Raw genomic sequence first — 22830 nt, 5'->3', positions numbered from 1 at the left:
GGTGGCAGCACAGCTGTGAGCAACGAGAACAGCAAGCGCGCGCCGCTCCCGGGACACCCGGGGGCGGCGCGCCGCGTATCCGACCTCCTGCCGGTCTTCCCCTGGGACAGGCTGGAGCCGTACAAGACGACCGCGCTGGCCCACCCCGGTGGGATCTGCGACTTCTCGGTGGGCACCCCGGTCGACCCGGTTCCCGAGGTGATCCAGAAGGCGCTGGCCGCCGCCACCGACACCCCCGGCTACCCGACCGTCTGGGGCCCGCCGGAGCTGCGCGAGGCGATCGCCGGCTGGCTCGGCCGGCGCCTCGGCGCCCGGATCGGGCCGCAGGCCGTCCTGCCGACCGTCGGCTCCAAGGAGCTGGTGGCCTGGCTGCCCGGCCAGCTCGGGCTCGGCCCCGGCGACCAGGTGGCCTACCCGCGCCTCGCCTACCCGACCTACGAGGTCGGCGCCCGGCTCTGCGGGGCCGAGCCGGTGGCGTACGACTCCGTCGACGAGCTGGACGGCTCCCGGGTCCGGCTGCTCTGGCTGAACTCGCCGTCCAACCCGACCGGCCGGGTGCTGCCCGCCGCGGAGCTGCGCCGTGCGGTGGAGTGGGCGCGCGAGCACCGGGTGCTGCTGGTCAGCGACGAGTGCTACCTGGAGCTCGGCTGGGAGGCCGACCCGGTGTCGGTGCTGCACCCGGACGTCTGCGGGGACGACCACGAGGGCCTGCTGGTGGTCCACTCGCTGTCCAAGCGGTCCAACCTGGCGGGCTACCGGGCGTCCTTCGTGGCGGGCGACCCGGTCGTCGTCCGGGAGCTGCTGGAGGTCCGCAAGCACGGCGGCATGATCGTGCCGGCCCCGGTGCAGGCGGCCACCGCCGCGGCGCTGGCGGACGACGCGCACGTGGCCGAGCAGCGGGAGCGCTACGCGGCCCGGCGTTCGGTGCTGCGGGCGGCGCTGGAGGCGTACGGCTTCCGGATCGAGCACTCCGAGGCGAGCCTGTACCTCTGGGCGACCCAGGGCCGGCCGTGCTGGGAGAGCGTCGCGGAACTGGCCGAGCTGGGCATCCTGGTGGCGCCCGGCGACTTCTACGGCCCGGCCGGCGACCGGTTCGTGCGGGTGGCGTTCACCGCCACCGACGAGCGGGTGGCGGCGGCGGTGGAGCGGCTGCGCTCCTGACGGCCGCCGGGACGACCGGCCGATGGTGTGTGACGACGGGGGCGGGGCGCACGGTGTGTGCGCCCCGCCCCCGTGGTGTTCCGCCGGCGCGGGCGGTTCCGTCAGCCGGTGACGGCGGGGCCGGGTCGGTCCGGCGGGGTCGGGTCGGGTCGGCGGGGTCGGGTCGGGCCCGCCGAGGTGGGTCCTACGGCCCGTCGGGCAGGCCCTAGCCGAGGCCGGGCAGGCCACCGCCGCCCAGGCCGCCGAGCAGCGAGCCGACCGGGCCCAGGCCGCCGGTCAGGGCGTCCAGCGGGCTGCTGCCGCCGCCGAGGCCGGGCACGCCGCCGAGGCGGTTCTCCGCGGCCGGGTGGGCCAGCCCGGTCAGCGCGTCGGCGCCGGGGACGACGTGGGTGACGCCGGCGAGGGCGTCGGTGCCGGGCAGGCCGCTGGTGGGCAGGCCGCCGGTGGGCAGCAGGCCGCCGGCCGCGCCGAGCGGCGAGGTGCCGGCGGAGGCGCTGCGGGTGGTGGCCGGGACCACCTTGTCGGTGACCGCCGGGGCGATCTTGTCGGTGACGGCCGGGCCGACCTTCTCGACCAGCGCCGGGCCGGCCACGGAGGCCAGCTTGGAGACCGTGCCGACGGCGGAGGCGGTCTTGGCGGCGGGGGAGGTCACCTTGCCGAGGGACTCGTTGGTGTCCGGCAGGGCGTGCGCGACGGTCTTGCCGGCCGCGTCGGCGGCGAGCGGGACGCCGGTGGAGACGGTCTCGGCGCCGGTCGCGCCGGCGACCTGGCCGAACTCGTGGGCCGCGTCCTGCACCGTCGAGGACGAGCTGGGCGCGCCCTCCAGCGTGGACGTCAGGCCGGCCCCCAGGTCGGTCGGCGGCACCAGGTCGGCGGCGGACGCGGTCCCGGCCACGGCCATGGGGGCCGCGCCGGCTGCCGCGACGAGCAGCGCGGCCTGGGCGATCCGGCGCTTGAGGGGGTGAGACATGGTGCTCCTAAGGGGTGGAGGAAGCCCGGCGTTCGCCCCGGCGACGGGTGTCCCGTCGGGCGGACGACGTGATTACCGCTAGAGGAGCGGGAAGGTTTCGGTCGGTCAAGGTAAAGGGTTTCTAAAGATCGGACGATCCTCTTTCTGGCATACAGGACATTTCACCCCTCGGGGAGTCCGCTGCAGAACCGTCACTGCCCTTGACCGGAAAGGCCGGACCGGCAGCGGGCGGAGGTGTGCGTTCCGGGCCCGTCACCGACCGGCGGCGTTAACCCGGAATTGACACGAATCACCCGTTGGGCGGTCACCCGCGCACCAGTCCGTCAACCGGGGCGACCGCCCCGGCGAACCGCCGCCGGCTACTTCCGGACCGGCGCGCCGAGCGTCACCACGACCCGGTCGGTGCCCGAACCGTCGTTCTGCGCCTTCCAGCCGTCCTTCGGCCGGTCCACCCGCCAGACCTTGCCGTCGAAGAGCACGCTGCCGATCCCGAGCTCGCTGGCCTGGGCCACCGCCCACTGGGCCACCGCCCAGCCGGCCTGCCGCTGCGCCCCGGGGCCGGAGTCCGCGCTGGCGGTCGGCTGCGGGGCCAGCGCCAGCACCTCGCGCGGGTCCTTCGCCGCCTTCGGCGCGGCCGACACCGCGACCGAGCGGCCGAACTCGCGGCGCACCCGCTCGGTCAGCCCGGCCGGCTGCTGCCCGGCCGCCTGCGCACCCGACTGCGCCGCCGCCTGGCCGCCCGGCTGCGCGCCGGCCTGGGCGCCCGACTGGGCACCCGCCTGGGCGGCGGCCTGGGCGGCGGCCGAGGAGGCGGCCGGGGAGGCCGGGACGGGCGCGGACAGCTCGTGCACCACGCAGGTCAGCGCGGCGGGTTCGCGCCCTGTGAGCGCGGCGGAGACCAGCGTCGCGTTGGTCTCGTGCTTGGCGTACGCCTGCGGGAACCCGCTCTTCTGCACCTGCTGGGCGGCGTCCGTGAGCGGCAGCCGGGCGTAGCCGGGCACCTTCACCAGGCCGTCCAGGAACTTGTTGGTCGCGTACACCGGGTCCTTGATCTGGTCGGCGGTGCCCCAGCCCTGCGAGGGGCGCTGCTGGAAGAGGCCGACCGAGTCGCGGTCGCCGCCCTCCAGGTTGTGGATCTTGGACTCCTGCATCGCGGTCGCCAGCGCGATGGTCACCGCCCGCTCCGGCAGCCCCCGGGAGAGCGCCACCGCGGTGATGGTGGCGGCGTTGGCGGCCTGCGTGAGGTCCAGGGTGCCCGAACCGGCGGCGGTGTCGATCTTGCAGCCCTCGGCGGGGTCGCTCAGCTTGTCCCGGTTGAGGTACACCACCAGACCGGCCACCACCATCAGCGCCACCAGCCCGGTCAGCAGCCGGCGCACCGGCCGCGGGCGCCGCCCGTTCCCGCCGGAGCCGGACCGCCCGTCGCTCGTCACCTCGGACACCTCGGCTCCTCTCGCCCGATCACACCGCCCGCACACCGTACCCAGTCGGACGACCGGACGCCCCGGTCCGGTTGCCGTCCGACCGCGCCGACCTGCGCGGCCACCCGCCGTCCCGCCGTCCGGCGCCGTGCGCACGGATACGCTAGGCGACCATGAGCAGCCCGAACACGCCTCTCGACCTGACCCTCGACGGCGGCGCCCTCACCGCGCAGCTGGTCGACTTCCCCTCCGTCAGCGGCGACGAGCAGCCGCTCGCCGACGCGGTCGAGGCCGCGCTCCGCGCCCTCCCGCACCTCACGGTCGACCGGTACGGCAACAACGTGGTCGCCCGCACGATCCTCGGCCGCGCCGAGCGCGTCCTGCTCGCGGGCCACCTGGACACGGTGCCGATCGCGGACAACGTGCCCTCGTACGTGGACGGCGACCTGCTCTACGGCTGCGGCACCTCCGACATGAAGTCCGGCGTCGCCGTCCAGCTGCGGCTGGCCGCGACCGTGCCCGAGCCCAACCGCGACCTCACCTTCGTGTTCTACGACTGCGAGGAGATCGAGGCCTCCCGCAACGGCCTCGGTCACCTCGCCGCCGCCCACCCCGACTGGCTGGCCGCCGACTTCGCCATCCTGCTGGAGCCCAGCGGCGCCGTGGTCGAGGGAGGTTGCCAGGGCACCCTGCGGGCCCGGATCACGCTCACCGGCACCCGCGCGCACGCGGCCCGCAGCTGGCTCGGCGACAACGCCGTCCACCGTGCCGCCGAGGTGCTGACCCGGCTGTCCGACTACCGGGCGCGCATCGTGGAGATCGACGGCCTGGAGTACCGCGAGGGCCTGAACGCGGTCCGGATCGACGGTGGCGTGGCCGGCAACGTCATCCCCGACGAGTGCGTGGTGACCGTCAACTTCCGGTACGCGCCGGACCGCTCCGAGGCCCAGGCCGAGGCGCACGTCCGCGAGGTCTTCGAGGGCTACCGGGTGGACGTCACGGACTCCGCCCCCGGCGCGCTGCCCGGCCTCGGCCGGCCCGCCGCGCAGGCCTTCGTGGCCGCCGTCGGCGGCACGGCCCGGGCCAAGTTCGGCTGGACGGACGTCGCCCGTTTCTCGGCGCTGGGCGTCCCGGCCGTCAACTACGGCCCCGGCGACCCGAACCTGGCGCACAAGCGGGACGAGCACTGCTCGCTGACCGCGATCGCGGAGGTCGAGCAGCGGCTGCGGGCCTGGTTGGCCTGACCGGTCGGGCCCGGTCGGGCCGACCGGCGCCCACCGGGGGCGTGGCGTCGGCGGTTTCACTCCACGCCCTCCGGTGTTTCCCGAAAAGCCGTCATCGCGGGCGTAGGGTTTCGTCATGACAGCCACCGGAGATGACAGAAACGACGGGTCCGGCCCGGAGGAGTTCGGCGCGCCCGAGCGCAAGACGCCCTGGCCGGAGAAGCAGAAGGGCCCGGTGCTGCTGCGCCGCGACCAGGTCGGCACCAGCACCACCGATCAGCGGCTGCTGGACACCACCGGTCCGACCGACTGGCTGCACACCGACCCGTGGCGGGTCTGGCGGATCACCTCGGAGTTCGTCGAGGGCTTCGGCGCGCTCGCCGAACTCCCGGCCGCCATCAGCGTCTTCGGTTCGGCCCGGACCCCGGTCGACTCGCCCGAGTACGCGGCCGGCGTGGCGATCGGCCGGGCACTCTCGGAGGCCGGCTACGCGGTGATCACCGGCGGCGGCCCGGGGGCGATGGAGGCCGCCAACCGCGGGGCCTCGGACGCCGGCGGGCTCAGCGTGGGGCTCGGCATCGAGCTGCCCTTCGAACAGGGCCTCAACGAGTTCGTCGACCTCGGGCTGAACTTCCGGTACTTCTTCGTCCGCAAGACGATGTTCGTGAAGTACTCGCAGGGCTTCGTGGTGCTGCCGGGCGGCCTCGGCACGCTGGACGAGCTGTTCGAGGCGCTCACCCTGGTGCAGACCAAGAAGGTCACCCGCTTCCCGGTGATCCTCTTCGGCACCGCCTACTGGGGCGGGCTGGTGGACTGGCTGAAGAACACCCTGGTCTCCCAGGGCAAGGCGTCGCCGCAGGACCTGGAGCTGTTCCACGTCACCGACGAGATCGGCGACGTGCTCAAGATCCTGGAGGAGAGCCGCCGGCCGAACGGCACCGAGGTCTGACGCCCCGCGGCCCGGCGCCGCCGTGCCGTGGCGCCCCTGGGCCCGCCGGCCCGTGGCGTCCCCGAGCCCGTTGTGCCCACCGGCCCCGACCCCGACCCGTCCGGGCCAGGTCCGTCAGCGGCAGACCCCTCCGGGCCCGGGTCCGTCAGGCCAGGCCGCGGCGGGCGACCGCCGGGGGCCGGGTGCCCCGGATCGAGGCCACCATGTCGAGCACCTGGCGGGTCTCGGCGACCTGGTGCGCCCGGTAGATCCGGGCGCCGAGCCAGGCCGAGACGGCGGTGGTGGCCAGGGTGCCGAGCAGCCGCTCGTCCACCGGGCGGTCCAGGGTCTCGCCGACGAAGTCCTTGTTGGAGAGCGAGACCAGCACCGGGAACCCGGTCGCGGTCATCTCGGGCAGCCGCCGGGTGGCCTCCAGCGAGTGCCGGGTGTTCTTGCCGAAGTCGTGGCCCGGGTCGATGATCAGCGCGTCCCGCCGCACCCCGAGTCCGGCCGCCCGCTCGGCGAGGCCGACGGTGACCTCCAGGATGTCGGCCATCACGTCCCGGTAGCCGGTGCGGTGCGGCCGGGTGCGCGGTTCGGCGCGGCCCGCGTGGGTGCAGACCAGCCCCACGTCGTACCGGGCCGCCACCTCGGCGAGCCGCGGATCGGCCCCGCCCCAGGCGTCGTTCAGCAGGTCGGCGCCGGCCTCGCAGACGGCCTCGCCGACCTCGTGCCGCCAGGTGTCGACGCTGATGACGGCGTCGGGGTGGCGCTGGCGCAGCTCCGCGACGAACGGCACGGTGCGCCGCAACTCCTCCTCGACCGTGACCTCCTCGCCGGGGCCGGCCTTGACCCCGCCGATGTCGAGGATGGCGGCGCCGTCCGCCACCGCGCGGTCGGCGGCGGCGAAGGCCGCCTCGTCGGCGAAGGTCGCTCCCCGGTCGAAGAAGGAGTCCGGGGTGCGGTTGACGATGGCCATGATCACCAGTTCGTCGTCGCCGAACTCTCGCGGGCCAAGGCGCAGTGCCACCGGTGTCTCCTCCACAGCTTCCCCGGGTGCAATGATGGGCCCCCGGCCTACTGGGGACCATGATCCCACCTCTGTCGGGGCCGACCGGGAACTCTGGAGGAGAGCTCGTGTTCTGGGTGATCGTGGTGGCGATGGCCGTGGTCGTCGGCGGCGCCGCACTGGTGGCGCTCGGCGGGGGCGGCTCACTTCCGGAGGCGGAGCGGGACCGGCTGGCGGTCCGGTTCCCGCAGGACCGTCCGCTGAACCGGCAGGACGTGGACGGCCTGCGGCTGCCGATGGCGCTGCGCGGCTACCGGATGGACGAGGTGGACGACGTGCTCGACCGGCTCGCCGCCGAGCTGGCCGGCCGGGACGCCCGGATCGCCGAACTGGAGGCGGCCGCGGTCCTGCGCGGCGCCGTCGAGGCCGCACCGGCGTCCGGGGCCGGCGCGGAGCCGCTGCCCGGCCTGGAGGCCTTCGCCAAGGTGGTCGGCGGCCCGGCGGCCGAACCCGGGGAGGACACCGGGGCGGACGCGCAGCGTCCGGCCGACCGGTCGGGCGACCGTTGACCGGCGCGCTGCTCGGCGCGGACGGGCTGCTGCGCTGCGGGTGGGGCGAGTCGGCCGACGACTACCGGGTCTACCACGACACCGAGTGGGGCCGGCCGGTGCACGGGGAGGACCCGCTGTTCGAGCGGATCTCGCTGGAGGCGTTCCAGTCCGGGTTGTCCTGGATCACCATCCTGCGGCGCCGGGAGGGCTTCCGGGCGGCGTTCGCGGGTTTCCGGATCGCCGAGGTGGCCGAGTTCGGCCCGGCCGACACCGAGCGGCTGCTGCTGGACGCGGGCATCATCCGCAACCGCGCGAAGATCGAGGCGACCGTCGCCAACGCCCGGGCCGCCCGCGAACTGGACGGCGGGCTGGACGCGTTGGTCTGGCGCTTCGCCGGTGACCCGGACCGGCCGGCCCCCCGCACGCTGTCCGAGGTGCCGGCCGTCACGCCCGAGTCGACGGCGCTGGCCAGGGAGTTGAAGAAGAACGGCTTCCGCTTCGTCGGGCCGACCACCGCCTACGCCCTGATGCAGGCCTGCGGCCTGGTGGACGACCACCTCGCCGACTGCCATGTGCGCACCGGGCGTTGAGCCGGCGGCGAGCCTGCGGCGGTGCCGGCTGCCCGGGCCGGGTCAGCGGCCGAGGTAGACCGGATTCTCCTTGGCGAGGAAGGCGCGCACCGCGATCCGGTGGTCCTCACTGTCCCCGGCCAGGGTCTGCAACTCGTCCTCCTTGTCGAGCAGTTCGCTCAGCGAGTGGTCGGCGCCGTAGCTGAGCGAGGCCTTGATGGCGCCGTACGCGACGGTCGGGCCATCGGCCAGCTTCCGGGCGAACTCGCGTGCGGTGGGGGCCAGTTCGGCGGCCGGGACGACCCGGGTGGCCAGGCCCAGGCCGAGTGCCTCGTCCGCCTTCACGGTGCGCGGGAACATCAGCAGCTCGGTGGCGCGGGCGTGGCCGACCAGCCGGGGCAGCGTCCAGGAGGCGCCGGAGTCCGCGGTGAGGGCGATCCCGGCGAAGGCGGTGTTGAACCCCGCGGAGTCCGCGACGATCCGGAAGTCGCAGGCGAAGGCGAGCGAGGCGCCGGCGCCCGCGGCGACCCCGCCGACCGCGGCCACGGTGGGCTTGCGCATCCCGGCGAGGGCCCGCACCAGCGGGTTGTAGTGCTCCGCGACGGTCTTCAGCGGGGCCTCCCCGGTCTCCTCGGCGAGCTTGAGCAGGCCGAGGTGCTCCTTGAGGTCCTGCCCGACGCAGAACGCCCGCTCGCCGGCCCCGGTCAGCAGCACCGCGCGGACGGCGGGGTCCTCGGCGGCGGCGATCACGGCGTCCCGCAGGGCGACCTTGGTCGGCACGTCCAGGGCGTTCATCGCCTCCGGCCGGTTGATCGTGATGACGGCCAGTCCGTTGTCGAGTTCGTACAGCACGGAGTCGGTCATGGGCTGAGGGCTCCCGGGTGTCGTGGGCGGTCCTTGCACGGATGCCAGCCCAGCATGACGGAGTGCGGGCGGCCCTGGGGAGTGTGAGGTAGCGCACCCCGCGGGGGCGTGTCGAACACCGTCCCGGGCGGGCCGGGAGCCGCTCCCGGAGGCCTCCGGAAGGCCTCCCGGGCCGGGTGCGGGGGGTGACGTTGGTCATCGGGGCGCTGCATGCGGGATAATGGCTTCCGATCAATGCGTTCGATACCGGCGGTGGACGGACTTCCGGTACGGAGCTGCGCGGTTGCAGGAAGGGGAACGAGCATGGCGGCCATGAAGCCGCGGACGGGTGACGGCCCGCTCGAGGTCACCAAAGAGGGGCGAGGCATCATCATGCGCGTTCCGCTCGAAGGCGGTGGACGCCTGGTGGTGGAACTCACGCCTCAGGAGGCCGAAGAGCTGGGCGAGGCCCTGAAGAAGGTCTGCGACTGACCTAGCGGGAGCTGCCCTCTTCTCCCGGAGCTGTGTGAAGGGCCCGCGTCCGAACCGGACGCGGGCCCTTCGCAGTGGCCCGCCGTGCCGGTGGGCGCCGGGTCGGGGCCGGGCCTCAGCGCTTGACCGCGCAGAGCAGGCCGTCGCTGACCGGAAGCAGGGCCGGCAGCAGCCGGTCGCTCTCCCGGACCTCGCGGACCAGCTCGCGGACGGCGTGCGTCTGGGGGTCGTTGTGGTCGGGTTCCGCCAGTCGGCCCTCCTGGAACACCCCTTCGAAACAGACCATCCCGCCCGGTCTCAGGAGGCGCAACGATTCTGCAAGGTAGTCCTGGGACTCGGCCGGGTCGCCGTCGCAGAACACCAGGTCGTACTGACCGTCGGCGAGCCGCGGCAGCACGTCCAGCGCCCGGCCCGGGATGAACCGCGAGCGGTTCGCCGCGAAGCCGGCCGCGTGATACGCCTCGCGGGCGTACTGCTGGCGCACCGGTTCCGAGTCGACGGTGGTCAGCACCCCGTCCGGCCGCATCCCGCGCAGCAGGTAGACCCCCGAGACGCCGGTGCCGGTGCCGATCTCCGCCACCGCCTTGGCGTCCAGCGCGGCGGCGACGAGCCGCAGGCAGGCGCCGCCGCTCGGTCCGATGGCCCGGATGCCGGTCCGTGCGGACTGGGCCCGGGCGTAGGTCAGCACCGCGTCCTCGCCCACGTAGGTGTCCGCGAGGGCCGCGCGCGCGGGCCCGAAGTCGGTGATGGCTGCCTCTCCCCGAGCGGCGGATGCCGACCTGATGTCGACATTTTCAGCCACAGACTACTGGCCGGGCGGGAACCGCGTTCGGCGACCGGCCGTTGTCCCATCACGGGAGCGGGCGATCCGACTGCGCACCACCCGGCCGGGGCGCACGGCGTGCCCGGTCAAGGGGGCGGCCGGGCGCTCTTATCCAGAACTGACGGGTGAGGTGGATATGGTGGTGGCCCTGCTGGGCAGAAGAGCCGACCGAGGAGGTGTGGCCGAGGGCGACGTCCCTGTGCGGCGGCACGTCCGCGGCACCTCGTCGGCCCGTACGCCGAAGCCCGTGATGAACCAGTCTGTGCAAACCCCCCTGAGCCAGTCGACCGCAGCCGACCACACGGTGGCCGAGGTCGCCGCCACGCGCGCGACCTTCGCAGAGGGGCCCGACGCGCAGGGCTGGACGCCGCCGAGCTGGGAGGAGATCGTCGAGGCGCACAGCGCCCGCGTCTACCGCCTGGCCTACCGCCTGACGGGCAATCAGCACGACGCCGAGGACCTCACCCAGGAGGTCTTCGTCCGGGTCTTCCGTTCGCTGTCCACCTACACCCCCGGCACCTTCGAGGGCTGGCTGCACCGGATCACCACCAACCTCTTCCTCGACATGGTCCGCCGACGCCAGCGGATCCGCTTCGACGCCCTCGGGGACGACGCCGCCGAGCGGCTGCCCAGCCGCGAGCCCAGCCCCGCCCAGCACTTCAGCGACACCCACTTCGACGCCGACGTCCAGCAGGCGCTGGACACCCTCGCGCCCGAGTTCCGCGCCGCCGTCGTCCTCTGCGACATCGAGGGCCTCTCGTACGAGGAGATCGCCGCCACCCTCGGCGTGAAGCTCGGCACCGTCCGCAGCCGGATCCACCGCGGCCGCTCGCACCTGCGCGCCGCGCTCAAGCACCGCGCCCCCGGCACCGCGCCCGGCCGGGCCCGTCGCGGCGGTTCGGAGGAGCCGCTGCCGGTCGGCGTCGCGTCGAGCGGTGAGAGCGACCGGAGGGGCTCGTGAACGGCGGCGGTCCGACCGATGCCGGCCGTGGCCGGCGCGGTGCGGGCCGTGCCCTGCTGGGCCGGCGCACCGAGGAGCAGGCCGTCGGGCTGCGTCCCGTCCCCGGGCGGCCCGCCGAGCCCGCCGCGGACGAGCACCACCTGGGCGACCGCCTCTCCGCCTACCTGGACGGCGAGCTCGGCCACGACTCCCGCGAGCGCGTCCAGGCGCACCTGGCGACCTGCCCCGAGTGCCTCGCCGAGGCCGACGAGGGCCGCGCCGTCAAGCACCTCCTGACGCGGACGGGCACGCCCGCCCCGTCCTCGATGCTGATGTCCCGGCTGATGGCCGTGGCCGCCCTGCCCGACGGCGAGCACGGCGACGGTCCGGGCGCCGGACCGAGCGGCGGCCTCACCGCGCCCGGGACCACCGGCACGCTCGGCGGCAGCCGGCTGACGGGCGGCTCCTTCGGCCGCGGCGCGGGCTCCTCCTTCGGCGGCGGCGCGCTCGGCGCGCAGGCCCCGATACCGGGGGTCGACCCGCGTGCCGAACGCCCCGGTCCGCTGCCCTTCGGCGCCGCCCGGCGCAGCGTCCTTCCGCCGGTGCGCCCGCAGGCCGCCGCGGCCGAGGTCGCGGTGCTCCGTCCGGCACCGCCGCGCGGCCGCCGGTTCGTCTTCGCCGCCGCCGGGGCCTTCTCGGTGGCCGCCGTGACGCTCGGCGGGGTCGGCAGCAGCCTCACCGGCGCGGCCGACGAGCAGCACAGCACCACGGTCACCCCGGTCCGCAGTCCCGGCTCCGGGGCGGTCCTGCCGGTCACCGCCGAGCTGCCCGGGGACTACCCGGTGCGCCGGGTGCTCAGCTCCCCGTCCCCGGGGTCCCAGCAGCAGCGCCCCGCCCAGTCGGCCGCCACCCCGGTGGGCTACCCGAACCAACCCCTGCGCTGACAGCGGCCCGCGGCCCCGCCCCCGTACCGGCGGGCCGGCCACCGGTGCTCTTCACCACTGCTTCATCCGCCGTGGGGCATGGACCGGCCGGTGGCCATTACGCTGTAATGACCGTTGTCCCTGTCCGCAGAGCTCATCGGGTTCGTCCAACAGGAGCTGGGGAGCTTACGTGTTCACAGACATAGGCCCACTGGAGGTCATCACCCTGCTCGTGATGGCGGTGGTGGTGTTCGGGCCGGACAAGCTCCCGAAGCTCATCCAGGACACCATGGGCTTCGTCCGCAAGATCCGGTCGTTCGCGGACAGCGCCAAGGAGGACATCCGCAGCGAGCTCGGACCGGACTTCCAGGACTTCGAGTTCCAGGACCTGCACCCGAAGACCTTCGTGCGCAAGCAGCTGCTCGGCAGCACCGAGGACCCGCTGGGGTTCAAGGAGCTCAAGGACGGCCTGGACCTCAAGTCCGCGCTGAACGACGAGCCCGCCGGCGCCGCCGCGGCCGCCGCCACCCCCGCCGCCAATCTCAGCAAGGCCGGCAGCACCCCGCTGGCCGCCGACGAACGGCCCCCGTTCGACCCCGACGCCACCTGACGGCCCGACCCGGCCGTGTACTCGCGCCCCGCCCCGCCGCCCGGCTGAGCGGGGCGCAGCCGTGTCCGCCGCTATTGTGCTGAATGCCGCGGGGGGCGCCGCGATGGAGCGCGCCGCGGTCGGACACGGGTATGGAGGAGGCGGCCGGATGGACGCGAGGAGTGGTGCGGTGGGGACGGCCCCGGCGGGAGAACCCGGTACGCCCCCGGCCGGGCCCGGGGCCCCGGTGACGGGCAGGAAGGCGGCGGCCCCGGTCGACCCGCTGGCGCCGTACCTGGCGGCCGACTTCCCCTGGTACGGCCTGGACGAGGGCTGGACCGGCCGCCGCTGGCTCGGTCAGGTCGGTGCCGGCCCCGGCGCGCGGCCCGCGGCGCAGGGCGAGGGCGCGGACTACGGCTCGCTGGGCCACGGCGACGAGCCCGCCAAGCAGCCGGAGGCCCGGGACGTCCGGCGCTTCGCCGTGGTGGTCACGGTCGCCCGCAGGCCCGGGCGCCGCAGCGCGGACAACACCGGCACCCTGGAGGCCACCTCGGCGTCCTCGGCGGCCTGGCTGGCCGGCTCCGGCCTGCTCGCCTCCACCTGGCCCGGCCAACTGGACCGCGCGCTGCGCCAGGACTGGCTCGACCAGCAGTCCAACCTCGCCTGGGACCTCGCCGACGACCTGGACGGCCCAGGCTGGTCCTCGCTCACCCTCCCGGTGAGCGGCCTGCCGCAGCCCTTCCGCTACCGGGAGTCCGAGTACGGCTGGGTGCTGGCGGGCGAGGCCCCCGGCGTCCTGCTCGGCGCCTACGGACGCGGGGTCAGCGCCTACGGGGTGGGTTTCGCCGCAGTCCCGGACCTCGCGGACTACCGGGCCCGCTGAGCGCCCGTCAGGGGCCTGCGCGGGGGCCTGTGCGGAGGTCCTCGCGGGCCCTGCGACGCGACCTGCCAAACCCGTGGCCCGGGGATTGCGGGGCGCCGGCCCCGGCGGTGTCATGGGTGCCATGGCGCAGCGATCTCCTCGACCCACGCTCAAGCAGCGATTCGGCCCGTACCCGGTGGGCGGGCCGCGCACGGCCTGGCAACGCCTCGACCGGGCCAGAACGGACTCCGGCTGGCCCCTGCTCTCGGTGAACATCGCGACGTACGCGCTGTTCGCGGGCTACTCCGTGGACCGTGCGCTGGCCGGCTCGGTGCTGTTCTCGGTGCTCGCCGCGGCCTTCACCGTGGGCTTCGTCCGCACCGCGTACGTCATGCTCACCGTGGCCCGCGCCCGCACCACGCGGGCCGCCGTCCCGCGGGCCGCCACCGCGGTGGCCCCGGCCACGGATTCCCCGGCGGCTCCGGCCGACCGGATCGCCGTGGTCCGGCCGGTGAACGCCGAAGCGGCCCGGGGACGGGACGTCCCCGGGCCGCCCCGGCTGCCGGTCGGGCGGATGGCCGCCTGAGTCAGAACTTGTTCTTCGGCGTCAGCCCCAGTGAGAGGCCGGACAGGCCGCGCTGGCGGCCGCCGAGCTTGCCGGCCACGGTGCGCAGGGCGGCGCCGGCGGGGGAGTCGGGGGCGGCCAGGACGACCGGGCGGCCGTCGTCGCCGCCCTCGCGCAGCCGGACGTCGATCGGGATCGAGCCGAGCACCGGCACGGTCGCGCCGACCGAGCGGGTCAGCGCGTCGGCGACGATCTGGCCGCCGCCGGTGCCGAAGACGTCGATCAGCTCGTCGCAGTGCGGGCAGGGCATGCCCGACATGTTCTCGATCACGCCGACGATCTTCTGGTGGGTCTGCAGCGCGATGGTGCCGGCCCGCTCGGCGACCTCGGCGGCGGCCATCTGCGGGGTGGTGACGATCAGGATCTCGGCGTTGGGCACCAGCTGGGCCACCGAGATGGCGATGTCGCCGGTGCCGGGCGGCAGGTCGAGCAGCAGCACGTCCAGGTCGCCCCAGTAGACGTCGGCGAGGAACTGCTGCAGTGCGCGGTGGAGCATCGGGCCGCGCCACACCACCGGGGCGTTGCCCGGGGTGAACATGCCGATCGAGATGACCTTCACGCCGTTCGCCGACGGCGGCATGATCATGTCCTGGACCTGGGTCGGGCGGCCCTCGACGCCGAGCATCCGGGGCACGCTGTGGCCGTAGATGTCGGCGTCCACGACGCCGACCTTCAGACCGTCGGCGGCCATCGCGGCGGCCAGGTTGACCGTCACGGAGGACTTGCCGACCCCGCCCTTGCCGGAGGCCACCGCGTACACCCGGGTCAGCGTGCCGGGCTTGGCGAAGGCGATCTCGCGCTCGGGGGCGCCGCCGCGCAGCAGCTGGGAGAGCTCCTTGCGCTGCTCGTCGCTCATCACGTCGAGCTCGACCTCGACACCCGTCACCCCGGGCACCCGGCCGACGGCCTCGGTGACCCGGTTGGTGATGGTCTCGCGCATGGGGCAGCCGGAGACGGTCAGGTAGACCGCGACGCGCACTGCGCCGTCGGCGGCGATGTCGACGGATTTCACCATCCCGATCTCGGTGATCGGGCGGTTGATCTCCGGGTCGTGCACCGTCGCCAGGGCCTCGCGCACGGACTCCTCCGTCACGCCGGCCGCAACCTCTGTCTCGTTGGCCATGCCTTGATGGTACGGCGCGGCGCGGGGCACCCGACGCCCCGGTAACGTGCCGCCGGTCACAGGACCTCGGAGGCGTCCCGCCGTTCGTCCAGCTCCTTCAGCAGCGACTGCAGCTCGGAGCGGACGAAGTCCCGGGTGGCCACCTCGCCCAGGCCCTGCCGCAGGGCGGCGACCTCCCGGGTCAGGTACTCCGTGTCGGCGATGTTGCGGTCGCTGCGGGCGCGGTCCTGCTCCATGTTGACCCGGTCCCGGTCGTCCTGGCGGTTCTGCGCCAGCAGGATCAGCGGCGCCGCGTAGGAGGCCTGCAGCGAGAGCATCAGGGTCAGGAAGATGAACGGGTAGTCGTCGAAGTGCACGGTGTCCGGCAGCAGGGTGTTCCAGATCACCCAGATCAGCACCACCACCGTCATCCAGACGATGAACCGCCCGGTGCCGAGGAACCGGGCGATCCGCTCGGAGAGCTTGCCGAACGCCTCCGGGTCGTACGTCGGCAGGGTGATCAGGCCGGGCCGGCCGGTGCGCGGTTGGTCCAGCCGGGCCCGGGCGGAGGAGCCGGCGGCGCTCTCGGTGCGCTGCATCCGGCTGCGCTCGCGGGTCCGCAGGTCCCGCAGCTGCCGCAGCTGACGCAGGTCGCCCTGGAGCCGCTGGCGCGGGCTGTCCTCGCGCCGGCCCTTCCGGTCAGCGTCCACCGGCCGCCTCGCTCTCGTGCTCGTGCTCGTGCGTGTCGCCGCCGTGCAGGGCGGCCTCGCGCCAGTCGTCGGGCAGCAGGTGGTCCAGCACGTCGTCGACCGTGACGGCGCCGAGCAGGTGGTCGCCCTCGTCGACGACGGGCGCGGCCACCAGGTTGTACGCCGCGAGGTAGCTGGTGATCAGCGGCAGCGGGGTGTCCGGGGGCAGTGGGTCCAGGTCGTCGTCCACGATCGAGCCGACCAGCGTGTACGGGGGCTCGCGCAGCAGCCGCTGGAAGTGGATGGTGCCGAGGTACTTGCCGGTCGGGGTCTCGTTGGGCTGCCGGCAGACGTACACCTGGGCGGCCAGGGCGGGCTTGTTGTCGGCGATCCGCACCCGGGCCAGTGCCTCCGCCACGGTGGCGTCCGGCTCCAGCACGATCGGCTCGGTGGTCATCAGGCCGCCGGCGGTGTCCTGCTCGTACGAGAGCAGCCGGCGCACCGAGGCGGCGTCGTCCGGCTCCATCAGGCGCAGCAGCCGTTCGGCGGCCTCCTCCGGCAGGTCGGAGAGCAGGTCGGCGGCGTCGTCCGGGTCCATCGCCTCCAGGACGTCGGCCGCTCGTTCCTCCTTGAGCTTGCCGATGATCTCGACCTGGTCGTCCTCGGGCAGTTCCTCGAGGACGTCGGCGAGCCGGTCGTCGTCGAGGGCCGCGGCGACCTCGGCCCGGCGCTTGGCGGACAGGTGGTGCATCACGTTGGCGAGGTCGGCGGGGCGCAGCTGGTCGAAGGTGGCGAGCAGGTTGGCCGCGCCCTGGCCCTCCTCGGTGAGCGAGAAGCCGGTCACCGCGGACCAGTCCAGGGTGAGCGTCTCGCCCTTGGCCTTGCGCAGCCGGCCGACCTTGCCGATCTGGACGAAGACCTTGCTGATCTCCCACTCGCGGACCCGGGTCTGGACCATGGCCACGTCCAGGACGGTGACCTCCTCCTGGGTCTTGACCCGGGTGACGGTGCGGTCCAGCAGTTCGGCCAGCACGAGCGTCTCGGAGGGGCGCTGTTCGAAGCGGCGCATGTTGATCACGCCGGTGGTGAGGACCTGGCCGGACTCCAGGCTGGTCACCCTGGTCATCGGCAGGAAGATCCGACGCCGGCCGACGACCTCGACGACCAGGCCGAGCACCCGGGGCGGGCGTCCGCCGATCCGCAGCGAGACCACCACGTCGCGGACCCGGCCGACCTGGTCGGCGTTGGGGTCGAAGACGGCGACGCCGGAGAGGTGCGAGATGAAGACCCGGCTGCCTGGCCCCGCCATCGGTCCTCCTCCTCGCTTCGCGGTCGCGTCCGTCCGCCCGCGCCCAGGCTACCCGCGCGGCAACCCGGCAGCCCGCCGACCTGCGGCCGGGCGTGACGGGCGGGACGGGCGTGACGGTCCGCCACGTCGGGGCACGGGGACCGGGCTCAGGGCTTGCGGCGCCTCAGCAGCAGCTTGGGCAGGCCGGCCGGGACGGGCAGCCGGGTGGTGACCGGGGAGGGCATCGGAGGGGCGGCGAGCGAGCCGTCGGGCATCGCGCCGGGCCGCTCGTCGAGCGGGCCGGCCGGGGCCAGCCGCAGCACCCGGCACTCGCGGGCCCAGCGCTCGTCGATGGTGTCGGTGTCCGGGGCGTTCAGCCGCTTGCCCTTGAGCTCCTCGACGGCGGCCAGCCAGGCCTCGCTGCGCGGGGTCAGCTCGGTGACGGTGGCGGACCAGCCGGTGAGCCGTCCCCACTTGTCCTTGCTGCGGCAGGTGACGGTGGCGCCGATGCCTGCGGCCAGGCCGTGCAGCGGCTGTTCGGCGCCGTCGCCGACGACCACGACCGCGCCGTCGTGCCAGGCGTGCCAGACCGCGCGCGCCTGCTGCTGCCCGTCGGCGCGGACCCAGAGCAGCCCGGACTTCTTCGCGGCTTCCTCCAGGAGGGCGCGGTCGAGGAAGTCTGCTGCCGAGGTCGTCGAAGGCTCCATGGCCCACAGCGTACGGCCTGGGCGTCCACGGTCCGTCTCATCGGTCAGGACGACAGTTCCATGGGAGGCTTACAGGCCTTACCGTTATCGCGTCCCGTCCCGCCGCCTCCGAGGAGAGCCGTGCCTGCCGCCCCGACCGACGCCGCCCCCGTCGTCCCCTCCCGGGTCGGCGCCGCCGCCGGGCCGCCGTCCGCGCTGCCCCGCGTCGACCTGGTGCTGCTGGCCGTCTCGGTCGCCGGGATCTCGCTGTCGGCCCCGCTGATCAGCGCCACCGCGGCCCCCGCGCTGGCCATCGCCTGCTGGCGCAACGTCATGTCGGTCGGGGTGCTCGGACCGTACGCGCTGCTGCGGCACCGGGCCGAGCTGCGCGGGATCGGCCGGCGGGCGCTGCTGCTGGCGGTCGCCGCCGGGGCCCTGCTGGCGCTGCACTTCGCACTCTGGATGCCCAGCCTGCGGATGACCTCGGTGGCCTCCGCCACCGCCCTGGTGACCACCACCCCGCTGTGGACCATCCTGCTGATGCGGCTGCTCGGCCACCGTGCGCCGCGGCTGGTCTGGCTGGGCACCTGCGTGGCCTTCCTCGGCGTGCTGGTCCTGACCGGCGTCGACCTCTCGCTCTCCTCGCGGGCGCTGCTCGGGGACGCGCTGGCGCTGGGGGCGGGCCTGGCGGCGGCCGGGTACCTGCTGCTCGGCGCCGAGGTGCGGCGGACCGTCAGCACCACCGCCTACACCCTGGTCTGCTACACCACCACCGCCGTGGTGCTGCTGGTCACCTGCCTGCTCACGGGCACCGCGCTGGCCGGCTGGCCGGCCGGGGTCTGGTGGCAGATCGTGCTGCTGATGGTCACCGCCCAGTTGCTCGGGCACTCGCTGAGCAACCGGGTGGTCCGCACCCTCGGGCCCTCGGTCACCTCCACCGCGATCCTGCTGGAGACCCCGGGGGCGGCCCTGATCGCCGCCCTCTGGCTCGGCCAGTGGCCGCCGGTGGCCGCGTACCCGGCGGTCGCGCTGATCCTGCTCGGCCTCGTCCTGGTCGCCCGCGGCGGCCGGCGGTGAGGCGGCCGAGCGGCGGTGGGGCGGCGCCCGGCTACAGCCAGCCGTTGCGGCGGAAGCCCCGGTACATCCCGACGCAGATCACCACGACGCTGCCGAGCACCAGCGGGTAGCCGTACTTGTGGTGCAGCTCCGGCATGTAGTCGAAGTTCATGCCGTAGATGCCGGTGATCATGGTGGGCACCGCGAAGATCGCCGCCCAGGCGGTGATCTTGCGCATGTCCTCGTTCTGGGCGACCGAGACCTGCGCCAGGTTGGCCTGGAGCAGCGAGTTCAGCAGCTCGTCGAAGCCGTGCACCTGCTCGGTAACCCGGGCCAGGTGGTCGGCCACGTCGCGGAAGTACTTCTGGATGTCCGGGTCGACCAGTCGCTGGATCGGCTCCGACAGCAGCTGCATGGGCCGCAGCAGCGGGGTCACGGCCCGCTTGAACTCCAGCACCTCGCGCTTGAGTTGGTAGACCCGGCCGACGTCGGCGCCGCGGCCGCCCTTGTTGGCGAAGACGTCGAACTCGATCTCGTCGACGTCGGTCTGCAGCCGGTCGGCCACCAGCAGGTAGTTGTCGACCACCTGGTCGGCGATCGCGTGCAGCACCGCGGACGGGCCCTTGGCGAGCAGCCCGGTGCCGTCGGCGTCGGCCTCCAGCCGGTGCCGCAGCTCCTGCAGCGAGCTGTGTCCGCCGTGCCGGACGGTGATCACGAAGTCCCGGCCCGCGAACACCATCAGCTCGCCGGTCTCGACCACCTCGCTGGTCGGGGTGAGCTGGTCGTGGTCGACGTAGCGGATCGTCTTGAAGACCGCGAACAGGACGTCGTCGTAGCGCTCGACCTTGGGCCGCTGGTGCGCGTGCACCGCGTCCTCGACCGCGAGCGGGTGCAGGCCGAACCGCTGGGCGATGCCCTCGAACTCGGCCTCGGTCGGCTCGTGCAGGCCGATCCAGCTGAACGCCCCGGCGTCCTCGTCCCGGCAGAGCTTGACCAGCCGGGCCGCCTCGCGCGGGCTGCAGGCCTCGCCGGTCCGCTTGCCGTGCTGGTAGACGGCGCAGTCGACGACGGCCGAGATGGGGTGTCCGGGGTGCATCGCGTCGTACGGGTCGGCCCGGCGACGGTTCGGCCGGACGGCGGCGCGCAGGTTGTTGATCATCGACATGGCAGCAGGCTCCTTGGGCAGGAGCCGTCGCGCGGCGGTGCTGGGTGACGGCCGGGTGCGACGGCGGGAACACCGATGGAATGCCGGGCCGGAGGCAGCGGGCAGGCTGCCGGTGTCCAGGAAAGCTGCCGCGGGCGGCGTTTGGACGGTTCGGCTCCGGGGAAGGTGCTCTCCCGACCGGGACGTCAGGCCGTTGCTACCGCGAGATCAGGGCAGGTGGCGGCGGAGGCGAGCAGGTCGGGCAGAGCTGCCGGTACTGCATGGTCGGCTGGTATCCACCGCAACCACCTCCTTCATGCCGCGGCTCCGAGTGTCAGAAGACCCGGGTGGCCATCTCCTCACACTAACAGCTACCGGTCCGGCCGTGTTGGAGTGTGCCCGAACATGCCCGCGGGCGAGGGCGCTAAGGTCGCGTGCATGTCGCACGATTTCCCGCTGTTCGGTGATTTCTCCACTCCTGACGAGCCGTCGGACCTCTCCCGCGCGGCCGTGCTCGCCGCCGTCGAGGCCCGCCTGCTGACCGCCCTCGGCGAGACCGCGGGCCGGGCCTCCGTCACCTTCCTCGGCGCGGACCGGATCGAGGTGCTGCGCTTCGGCCCGGACGCCGACGGACTGGTCCGGTACGCGACGCTGGGCATGTCCGCCGCCCCGATGGCGGACCCGTCCGCGCCGGTCGCCGACCCGCTGCGCGGCCCGCGGGCCGAACTGGTGCTCAGCGTCCGCGGCGGGCGCGACGAGGTGCTCCGCACGCTGGCCACCTTCGCCGCCACGCCCCAGGTCGAGGGCCTGGTGGTGGCCCCCGGCGGCTCGCTGGACCTGGGCGGGCCGATCTGGCCGGGAGCGCCCTTCACCTCCGTCCTGGTGGCCGAGCCCGGCGGTCTGGTCGAGGACCTGGAACTGCCCGAGCCGGCCGAGCCGGTCCGCTTCCTGCCGCTGCTGCCGATGACGCCGAACGAGGCCGCCTTCAAGCGGGTGCAGGGCGCGGCCGCGCTGGAGGAACGCTGGCTGCGCGGCGGTACCGACCTGCGGGACCCTCGGCGGCGCGCGGTGCCGCTGGACTGACGGCCGGGGCCACCGGGCACGGCGGGGACCGGCACGCGCGGGTGGCGCCCCGTCAGGTGTACGACTTCACGAAGGCGAACACGCCGCTGGCGACCAGTTGGACGGCGATCGCCGAGAGCAGCAGGCCGGACAGCCGGGTGATGAGCACCACACCGCCCTCCTTGATGATCCGGATGATGACCAGCGAGAACCGCATGGTCAGCCACATCACCACGTGCATGGCGAGGATCGCCGTCCACACGGCGGCGTACTCGGCGCCGCCGTCCGCCTGCTGCACGGCCAGGATGACGGCGACGATCGCGCCCGGCCCGGCCAGCAGCGGGGTGCCGAGCGGGACCAGGGCGACGTTGACGTCCTTGGTCTGGGTGGGCTCCTCGATCTTGCCGGTGAGCAGGTCCAGCGCGATGAGCAGGAGCAGGATCCCGCCCGACACCTGCAGTGCGGGGATCGAGACGTGCAGGTAGTCCAGGATCTGCTGGCCGAACAGGCCGAAGCAGGTGATCACCCCGAGCGCCACCGCGGCCGCCTGCCAGGCCATCCGGCGCTGCACCCGGGCCGCCCGGCCGGAGGTCAGCGCGAGGAAGATCGGGATGGTCCCGGGCGGGTCCATGATCACGAAAAGCGTGACGAAGAGCGACCCGAAGGTGGTGGTGTCGAAGAGGCTCACCGCTGGGCCTCGCGCTGCTGGTCGCTCATCTCGGGGGCTCTCGGCTCGGACTGCCGCGGGTGGAATGTCCGAGTCTTTCACGGTCCGACCCGATATGACGGCGCGGCAGTCCGGCGGGCTCCGCCGCTCCCGGCTCAGCCGGTGATCGGCCGCGCGCCCGTCGCCTGCGCGAGGAGCGCCTCGTACACCGCGGGATCGGTGGTGTACTCGCCGAGCCGGACGGTCTTGCGGGTGCCGTGGTAGTCGCTGGAGCCGGTGGCGAGCAGGCCCAGTTCGGCGGCCAGCCCGCGCAGGTGCGCCCGGGTCGGCTCGTCGTGGTCCAGGTGGTCCACCTCCAGCCCCGCCAGCCCGGCTTCCGCCAGCTCGGCGATCACCCGGTCCGACACGGTGGCACCCCGCTTCGACGCGCCGGGGTGGGCGAACACCGGGACACCGCCGGCGGCGCGGACCAGCCGGACGGCCGTCACCGGATCGGTCTCGTGCTTGCGGACGTCCGCCCGGCCGCCGTTGGCCAGCCACTCGGCCGTGAACGCGTCCGAGACGGTCGCCACCACACCCGCCTCGACCAGCGCGCTGGCGATGTGCGGACGGCCCACCGAACCGGCGCCGGCGATCCGCTCCACCTGCTGCCAGTCGATCGGCGCCCCCAGCTCGCGGCAGCGGTCCACGATCAGCCGGGCACGGCGGAAGCGGTCCGTGCGGACCAGCTCGCGCTCGGCCGCGAAGGCCGGCTCGGCGGGGTCGAAGAGGTAGGCCAGCAGGTGCAGGCTGACACCGTCGGCGTGGCAGGACAGTTCGGCGCCGGGCACCAGGGTCAGCCCGGTGCCGTGCAGGGCGGCGGCGGCCTCCGGGTGTCCGGCCACGGTGTCGTGGTCGGTCAGCGCGACCACGTCCAGCCCGGCGGCCACCGCCGCGGCGACCAGCTCGGCCGGGCTGTCGGTGCCGTCGGAGGCGTTGCTGTGGGCGTGCAGGTCGATGCGCACGGGCGGGACTCCTGTGGGTCGGGTGGCCCCAGGATAGTGAGCGGCCGCACGGGCCCGGCAGCCCCGCCCGAGCGGCCACCGGCCCTGCCGCAGCCGGGCCGGACGCGACCTAGAAGGCTCGTGAAGATCTTGGGTTCTGGCCCCGCCGCGTGAGCGGCGGGGCCAGACTGCTTCTTGTGGCAATGGGGGAATGGGCCGGGGAG

25 protein-coding genes are annotated in these 22830 nt (G+C 74.2%); 13 read left to right on the top strand and 12 right to left on the bottom strand.

The genetic code is table 11. The features are described 5' to 3' along the window. Positions 1-15 precede the first annotated feature (15 nt). Positions 16-1161, top strand: coding sequence for a succinyldiaminopimelate transaminase (gene dapC, locus ACIOFR_RS24110; protein WP_401000573.1), 1146 nt, complete (start codon positions 16-18; stop codon positions 1159-1161). 205 nt (positions 1162-1366) lie between these two features. Here the strand turns inward: dapC and ACIOFR_RS24105 are convergent, their stop codons facing one another. After that, on the bottom strand, positions 1367-2131 hold the full coding sequence (locus tag ACIOFR_RS24105) for a hypothetical protein (protein ID WP_401000571.1): 765 nt from the start codon (positions 2129-2131) through the stop codon (positions 1367-1369). Positions 2132-2490: 359 nt separating this feature from the next. Further along, positions 2491-3573 (bottom strand): hypothetical protein, encoded by a 1083-nt coding sequence (locus tag ACIOFR_RS24100; protein WP_401000569.1) that lies wholly within the window; start codon positions 3571-3573, stop codon positions 2491-2493. Between the two features lie 152 nt (positions 3574-3725). Between ACIOFR_RS24100 and dapE the strand changes: the two genes are divergently transcribed. After that, positions 3726-4796, top strand: coding sequence for a succinyl-diaminopimelate desuccinylase (gene dapE, locus ACIOFR_RS24095; protein ID WP_401000567.1), 1071 nt, complete (start codon positions 3726-3728; stop codon positions 4794-4796). A gap of 115 nt (positions 4797-4911) precedes the next feature. Further along, positions 4912-5724: a TIGR00730 family Rossman fold protein gene (locus ACIOFR_RS24090; protein ID WP_401000565.1), complete on the top strand. Its 813-nt coding sequence runs from the start codon at positions 4912-4914 to the stop codon at positions 5722-5724. A 145-nt stretch (positions 5725-5869) separates the two neighbouring features. Here ACIOFR_RS24090 and folP read toward each other — a convergent pair whose 3' ends face one another. Continuing rightward, complete coding sequence (folP, locus tag ACIOFR_RS24085) at positions 5870-6682, bottom strand: dihydropteroate synthase (protein WP_401000720.1); 813 nt, start codon at positions 6680-6682, stop codon at positions 5870-5872. A 158-nt stretch (positions 6683-6840) separates the two neighbouring features. Here folP and ACIOFR_RS24080 point away from each other — a divergent pair, with 158 nt between their 5' ends. Together ACIOFR_RS24080 and ACIOFR_RS24075 are read left to right on the top strand one after the other, a co-directional pair. Next, entirely contained in the window at positions 6841-7281 is a 441-nt protein-coding gene (locus ACIOFR_RS24080) for a DivIVA domain-containing protein (RefSeq protein WP_401000563.1), read from the top strand. Then, a complete protein-coding gene (locus tag ACIOFR_RS24075; RefSeq protein WP_401000561.1) occupies positions 7278-7853 on the top strand; it encodes a DNA-3-methyladenine glycosylase I in 576 nt (191 codons plus the stop codon). The genes ACIOFR_RS24080 and ACIOFR_RS24075 overlap by 4 nt, the downstream gene beginning before the upstream one ends. 42 nt (positions 7854-7895) lie before the next feature. On the opposite strand, the gene ACIOFR_RS24070 is transcribed toward ACIOFR_RS24075, so the two are convergent. Next, complete coding sequence (locus ACIOFR_RS24070) at positions 7896-8696, bottom strand: enoyl-CoA hydratase-related protein (protein ID WP_401000559.1); 801 nt, start codon at positions 8694-8696, stop codon at positions 7896-7898. A gap of 303 nt (positions 8697-8999) precedes the next feature. On the opposite strand from ACIOFR_RS24070, the gene ACIOFR_RS24065 reads away from it, so the two are divergent. Continuing rightward, complete coding sequence (locus ACIOFR_RS24065; RefSeq protein ID WP_350637835.1) at positions 9000-9167, top strand: DUF3117 domain-containing protein; 168 nt, start codon at positions 9000-9002, stop codon at positions 9165-9167. A 115-nt stretch (positions 9168-9282) separates the two neighbouring features. On the opposite strand, the gene ACIOFR_RS24060 is transcribed toward ACIOFR_RS24065, so the two are convergent. Next, positions 9283-9951 (bottom strand): O-methyltransferase, encoded by a 669-nt coding sequence (locus ACIOFR_RS24060; RefSeq protein WP_401000718.1) that lies wholly within the window; start codon positions 9949-9951, stop codon positions 9283-9285. 289 nt (positions 9952-10240) lie between these two features. On the opposite strand from ACIOFR_RS24060, the gene sigE reads away from it, so the two are divergent. From sigE to ACIOFR_RS24035, 5 genes are all read left to right on the top strand, one after another. Beyond that, a complete protein-coding gene (sigE, locus tag ACIOFR_RS24055) occupies positions 10241-10951 on the top strand; it encodes an RNA polymerase sigma factor SigE (protein ID WP_401000556.1) in 711 nt (236 codons plus the stop codon). Then, positions 10948-11874: a zf-HC2 domain-containing protein gene (locus ACIOFR_RS24050; protein WP_401000554.1), complete on the top strand. Its 927-nt coding sequence runs from the start codon at positions 10948-10950 to the stop codon at positions 11872-11874. The genes sigE and ACIOFR_RS24050 overlap by 4 nt, the downstream gene beginning before the upstream one ends. 169 nt (positions 11875-12043) lie before the next feature. Next, the gene (locus ACIOFR_RS24045) at positions 12044-12463 is read left to right on the top strand and encodes a sec-independent translocase (protein WP_401000552.1); all 420 of its coding nucleotides are present in this window, start codon (positions 12044-12046) and stop codon (positions 12461-12463) included. Between the two features lie 148 nt (positions 12464-12611). After that, a complete protein-coding gene (locus tag ACIOFR_RS24040) occupies positions 12612-13325 on the top strand; it encodes a hypothetical protein (RefSeq protein WP_401000550.1) in 714 nt (237 codons plus the stop codon). 121 nt (positions 13326-13446) lie between these two features. Further along, on the top strand, positions 13447-13890 hold the full coding sequence (locus ACIOFR_RS24035; RefSeq protein WP_401000548.1) for a hypothetical protein: 444 nt from the start codon (positions 13447-13449) through the stop codon (positions 13888-13890). Between the two features lies 1 nt (position 13891). Here ACIOFR_RS24035 and ACIOFR_RS24030 read toward each other — a convergent pair whose 3' ends face one another. From ACIOFR_RS24030 to ACIOFR_RS24015, 4 genes are all read right to left on the bottom strand, one after another. Beyond that, entirely contained in the window at positions 13892-15052 is a 1161-nt protein-coding gene (locus tag ACIOFR_RS24030) for an Mrp/NBP35 family ATP-binding protein (RefSeq protein WP_401000547.1), read from the bottom strand. Positions 15053-15108: 56 nt separating this feature from the next. Next, a complete protein-coding gene (locus ACIOFR_RS24025; RefSeq protein WP_401000716.1) occupies positions 15109-15630 on the bottom strand; it encodes a DUF1003 domain-containing protein in 522 nt (173 codons plus the stop codon). A 100-nt stretch (positions 15631-15730) separates the two neighbouring features. Beyond that, entirely contained in the window at positions 15731-17029 is a 1299-nt protein-coding gene (locus ACIOFR_RS24020) for a magnesium transporter MgtE N-terminal domain-containing protein (protein WP_401000545.1), read from the bottom strand. A 146-nt stretch (positions 17030-17175) separates the two neighbouring features. Beyond that, positions 17176-17715 carry a hypothetical protein gene (locus ACIOFR_RS24015; RefSeq protein WP_401000543.1) on the bottom strand — a complete coding sequence of 180 codons (540 nt, stop codon included), beginning with the start codon at positions 17713-17715 and terminating at the stop codon, positions 17176-17178. Positions 17716-17835: 120 nt separating this feature from the next. On the opposite strand from ACIOFR_RS24015, the gene ACIOFR_RS24010 reads away from it, so the two are divergent. Continuing rightward, on the top strand, positions 17836-18771 hold the full coding sequence (locus ACIOFR_RS24010; protein ID WP_401000541.1) for a DMT family transporter: 936 nt from the start codon (positions 17836-17838) through the stop codon (positions 18769-18771). A gap of 31 nt (positions 18772-18802) precedes the next feature. Here the strand turns inward: ACIOFR_RS24010 and corA are convergent, their stop codons facing one another. Further along, positions 18803-19915 (bottom strand): magnesium/cobalt transporter CorA, encoded by a 1113-nt coding sequence (gene corA, locus ACIOFR_RS24005; RefSeq protein ID WP_401000539.1) that lies wholly within the window; start codon positions 19913-19915, stop codon positions 18803-18805. A gap of 417 nt (positions 19916-20332) precedes the next feature. Here corA and ACIOFR_RS24000 point away from each other — a divergent pair, with 417 nt between their 5' ends. After that, positions 20333-20977 carry a suppressor of fused domain protein gene (locus ACIOFR_RS24000; protein ID WP_401000537.1) on the top strand — a complete coding sequence of 215 codons (645 nt, stop codon included), beginning with the start codon at positions 20333-20335 and terminating at the stop codon, positions 20975-20977. Between the two features lie 52 nt (positions 20978-21029). On the opposite strand, the gene ACIOFR_RS23995 is transcribed toward ACIOFR_RS24000, so the two are convergent. Continuing rightward, positions 21030-21644: a MarC family protein gene (locus ACIOFR_RS23995; RefSeq protein WP_401000535.1), complete on the bottom strand. Its 615-nt coding sequence runs from the start codon at positions 21642-21644 to the stop codon at positions 21030-21032. Positions 21645-21778: 134 nt separating this feature from the next. Beyond that, a complete protein-coding gene (locus ACIOFR_RS23990) occupies positions 21779-22627 on the bottom strand; it encodes a PHP domain-containing protein (RefSeq protein ID WP_401000533.1) in 849 nt (282 codons plus the stop codon). Positions 22628-22830: the final 203 nt, after the last annotated feature.

It is taken from the genome of Kitasatospora sp. NPDC088346, from assembly GCF_044740765.1.
Classification (GTDB): Bacteria; Actinomycetota; Actinomycetes; order Streptomycetales; family Streptomycetaceae; genus Kitasatospora.
The sequence above is the reverse complement of the archived record's forward strand: the minus strand, read 5'-3'. Positions and strand labels throughout refer to the sequence as shown.

Coding starts and splice junctions, on each gene's coding strand:
- ACIOFR_RS24020 (WP_401000545.1), bottom strand. CDS start 17,029: ATGGCGGGGCCAGGCAGCCGGGTCTTCATCTCGCACCTCTCCGGCGTC.
- ACIOFR_RS24105 (WP_401000571.1), bottom strand. CDS start 2,131: ATGTCTCACCCCCTCAAGCGCCGGATCGCCCAGGCCGCGCTGCTCGTC.
- dapE (WP_401000567.1), top strand. CDS start 3,726: ATGAGCAGCCCGAACACGCCTCTCGACCTGACCCTCGACGGCGGCGCC.
- ACIOFR_RS24025 (WP_401000716.1), bottom strand. CDS start 15,630: ATGCAGCGCACCGAGAGCGCCGCCGGCTCCTCCGCCCGGGCCCGGCTG.
- ACIOFR_RS24070 (WP_401000559.1), bottom strand. CDS start 8,696: ATGACCGACTCCGTGCTGTACGAACTCGACAACGGACTGGCCGTCATC.
- sigE (WP_401000556.1), top strand. CDS start 10,241: ATGAACCAGTCTGTGCAAACCCCCCTGAGCCAGTCGACCGCAGCCGAC.
- folP (WP_401000720.1), bottom strand. CDS start 6,682: ATGGCCATCGTCAACCGCACCCCGGACTCCTTCTTCGACCGGGGAGCG.
- ACIOFR_RS24000 (WP_401000537.1), top strand. CDS start 20,333: ATGTCGCACGATTTCCCGCTGTTCGGTGATTTCTCCACTCCTGACGAG.
- ACIOFR_RS24035 (WP_401000548.1), top strand. CDS start 13,447: ATGGCGCAGCGATCTCCTCGACCCACGCTCAAGCAGCGATTCGGCCCG.
- ACIOFR_RS24040 (WP_401000550.1), top strand. CDS start 12,612: ATGGACGCGAGGAGTGGTGCGGTGGGGACGGCCCCGGCGGGAGAACCC.
- ACIOFR_RS24015 (WP_401000543.1), bottom strand. CDS start 17,715: ATGGAGCCTTCGACGACCTCGGCAGCAGACTTCCTCGACCGCGCCCTC.
- corA (WP_401000539.1), bottom strand. CDS start 19,915: ATGTCGATGATCAACAACCTGCGCGCCGCCGTCCGGCCGAACCGTCGC.
- ACIOFR_RS24030 (WP_401000547.1), bottom strand. CDS start 15,052: ATGGCCAACGAGACAGAGGTTGCGGCCGGCGTGACGGAGGAGTCCGTG.
- ACIOFR_RS24090 (WP_401000565.1), top strand. CDS start 4,912: ATGACAGCCACCGGAGATGACAGAAACGACGGGTCCGGCCCGGAGGAG.
- ACIOFR_RS24065 (WP_350637835.1), top strand. CDS start 9,000: ATGGCGGCCATGAAGCCGCGGACGGGTGACGGCCCGCTCGAGGTCACC.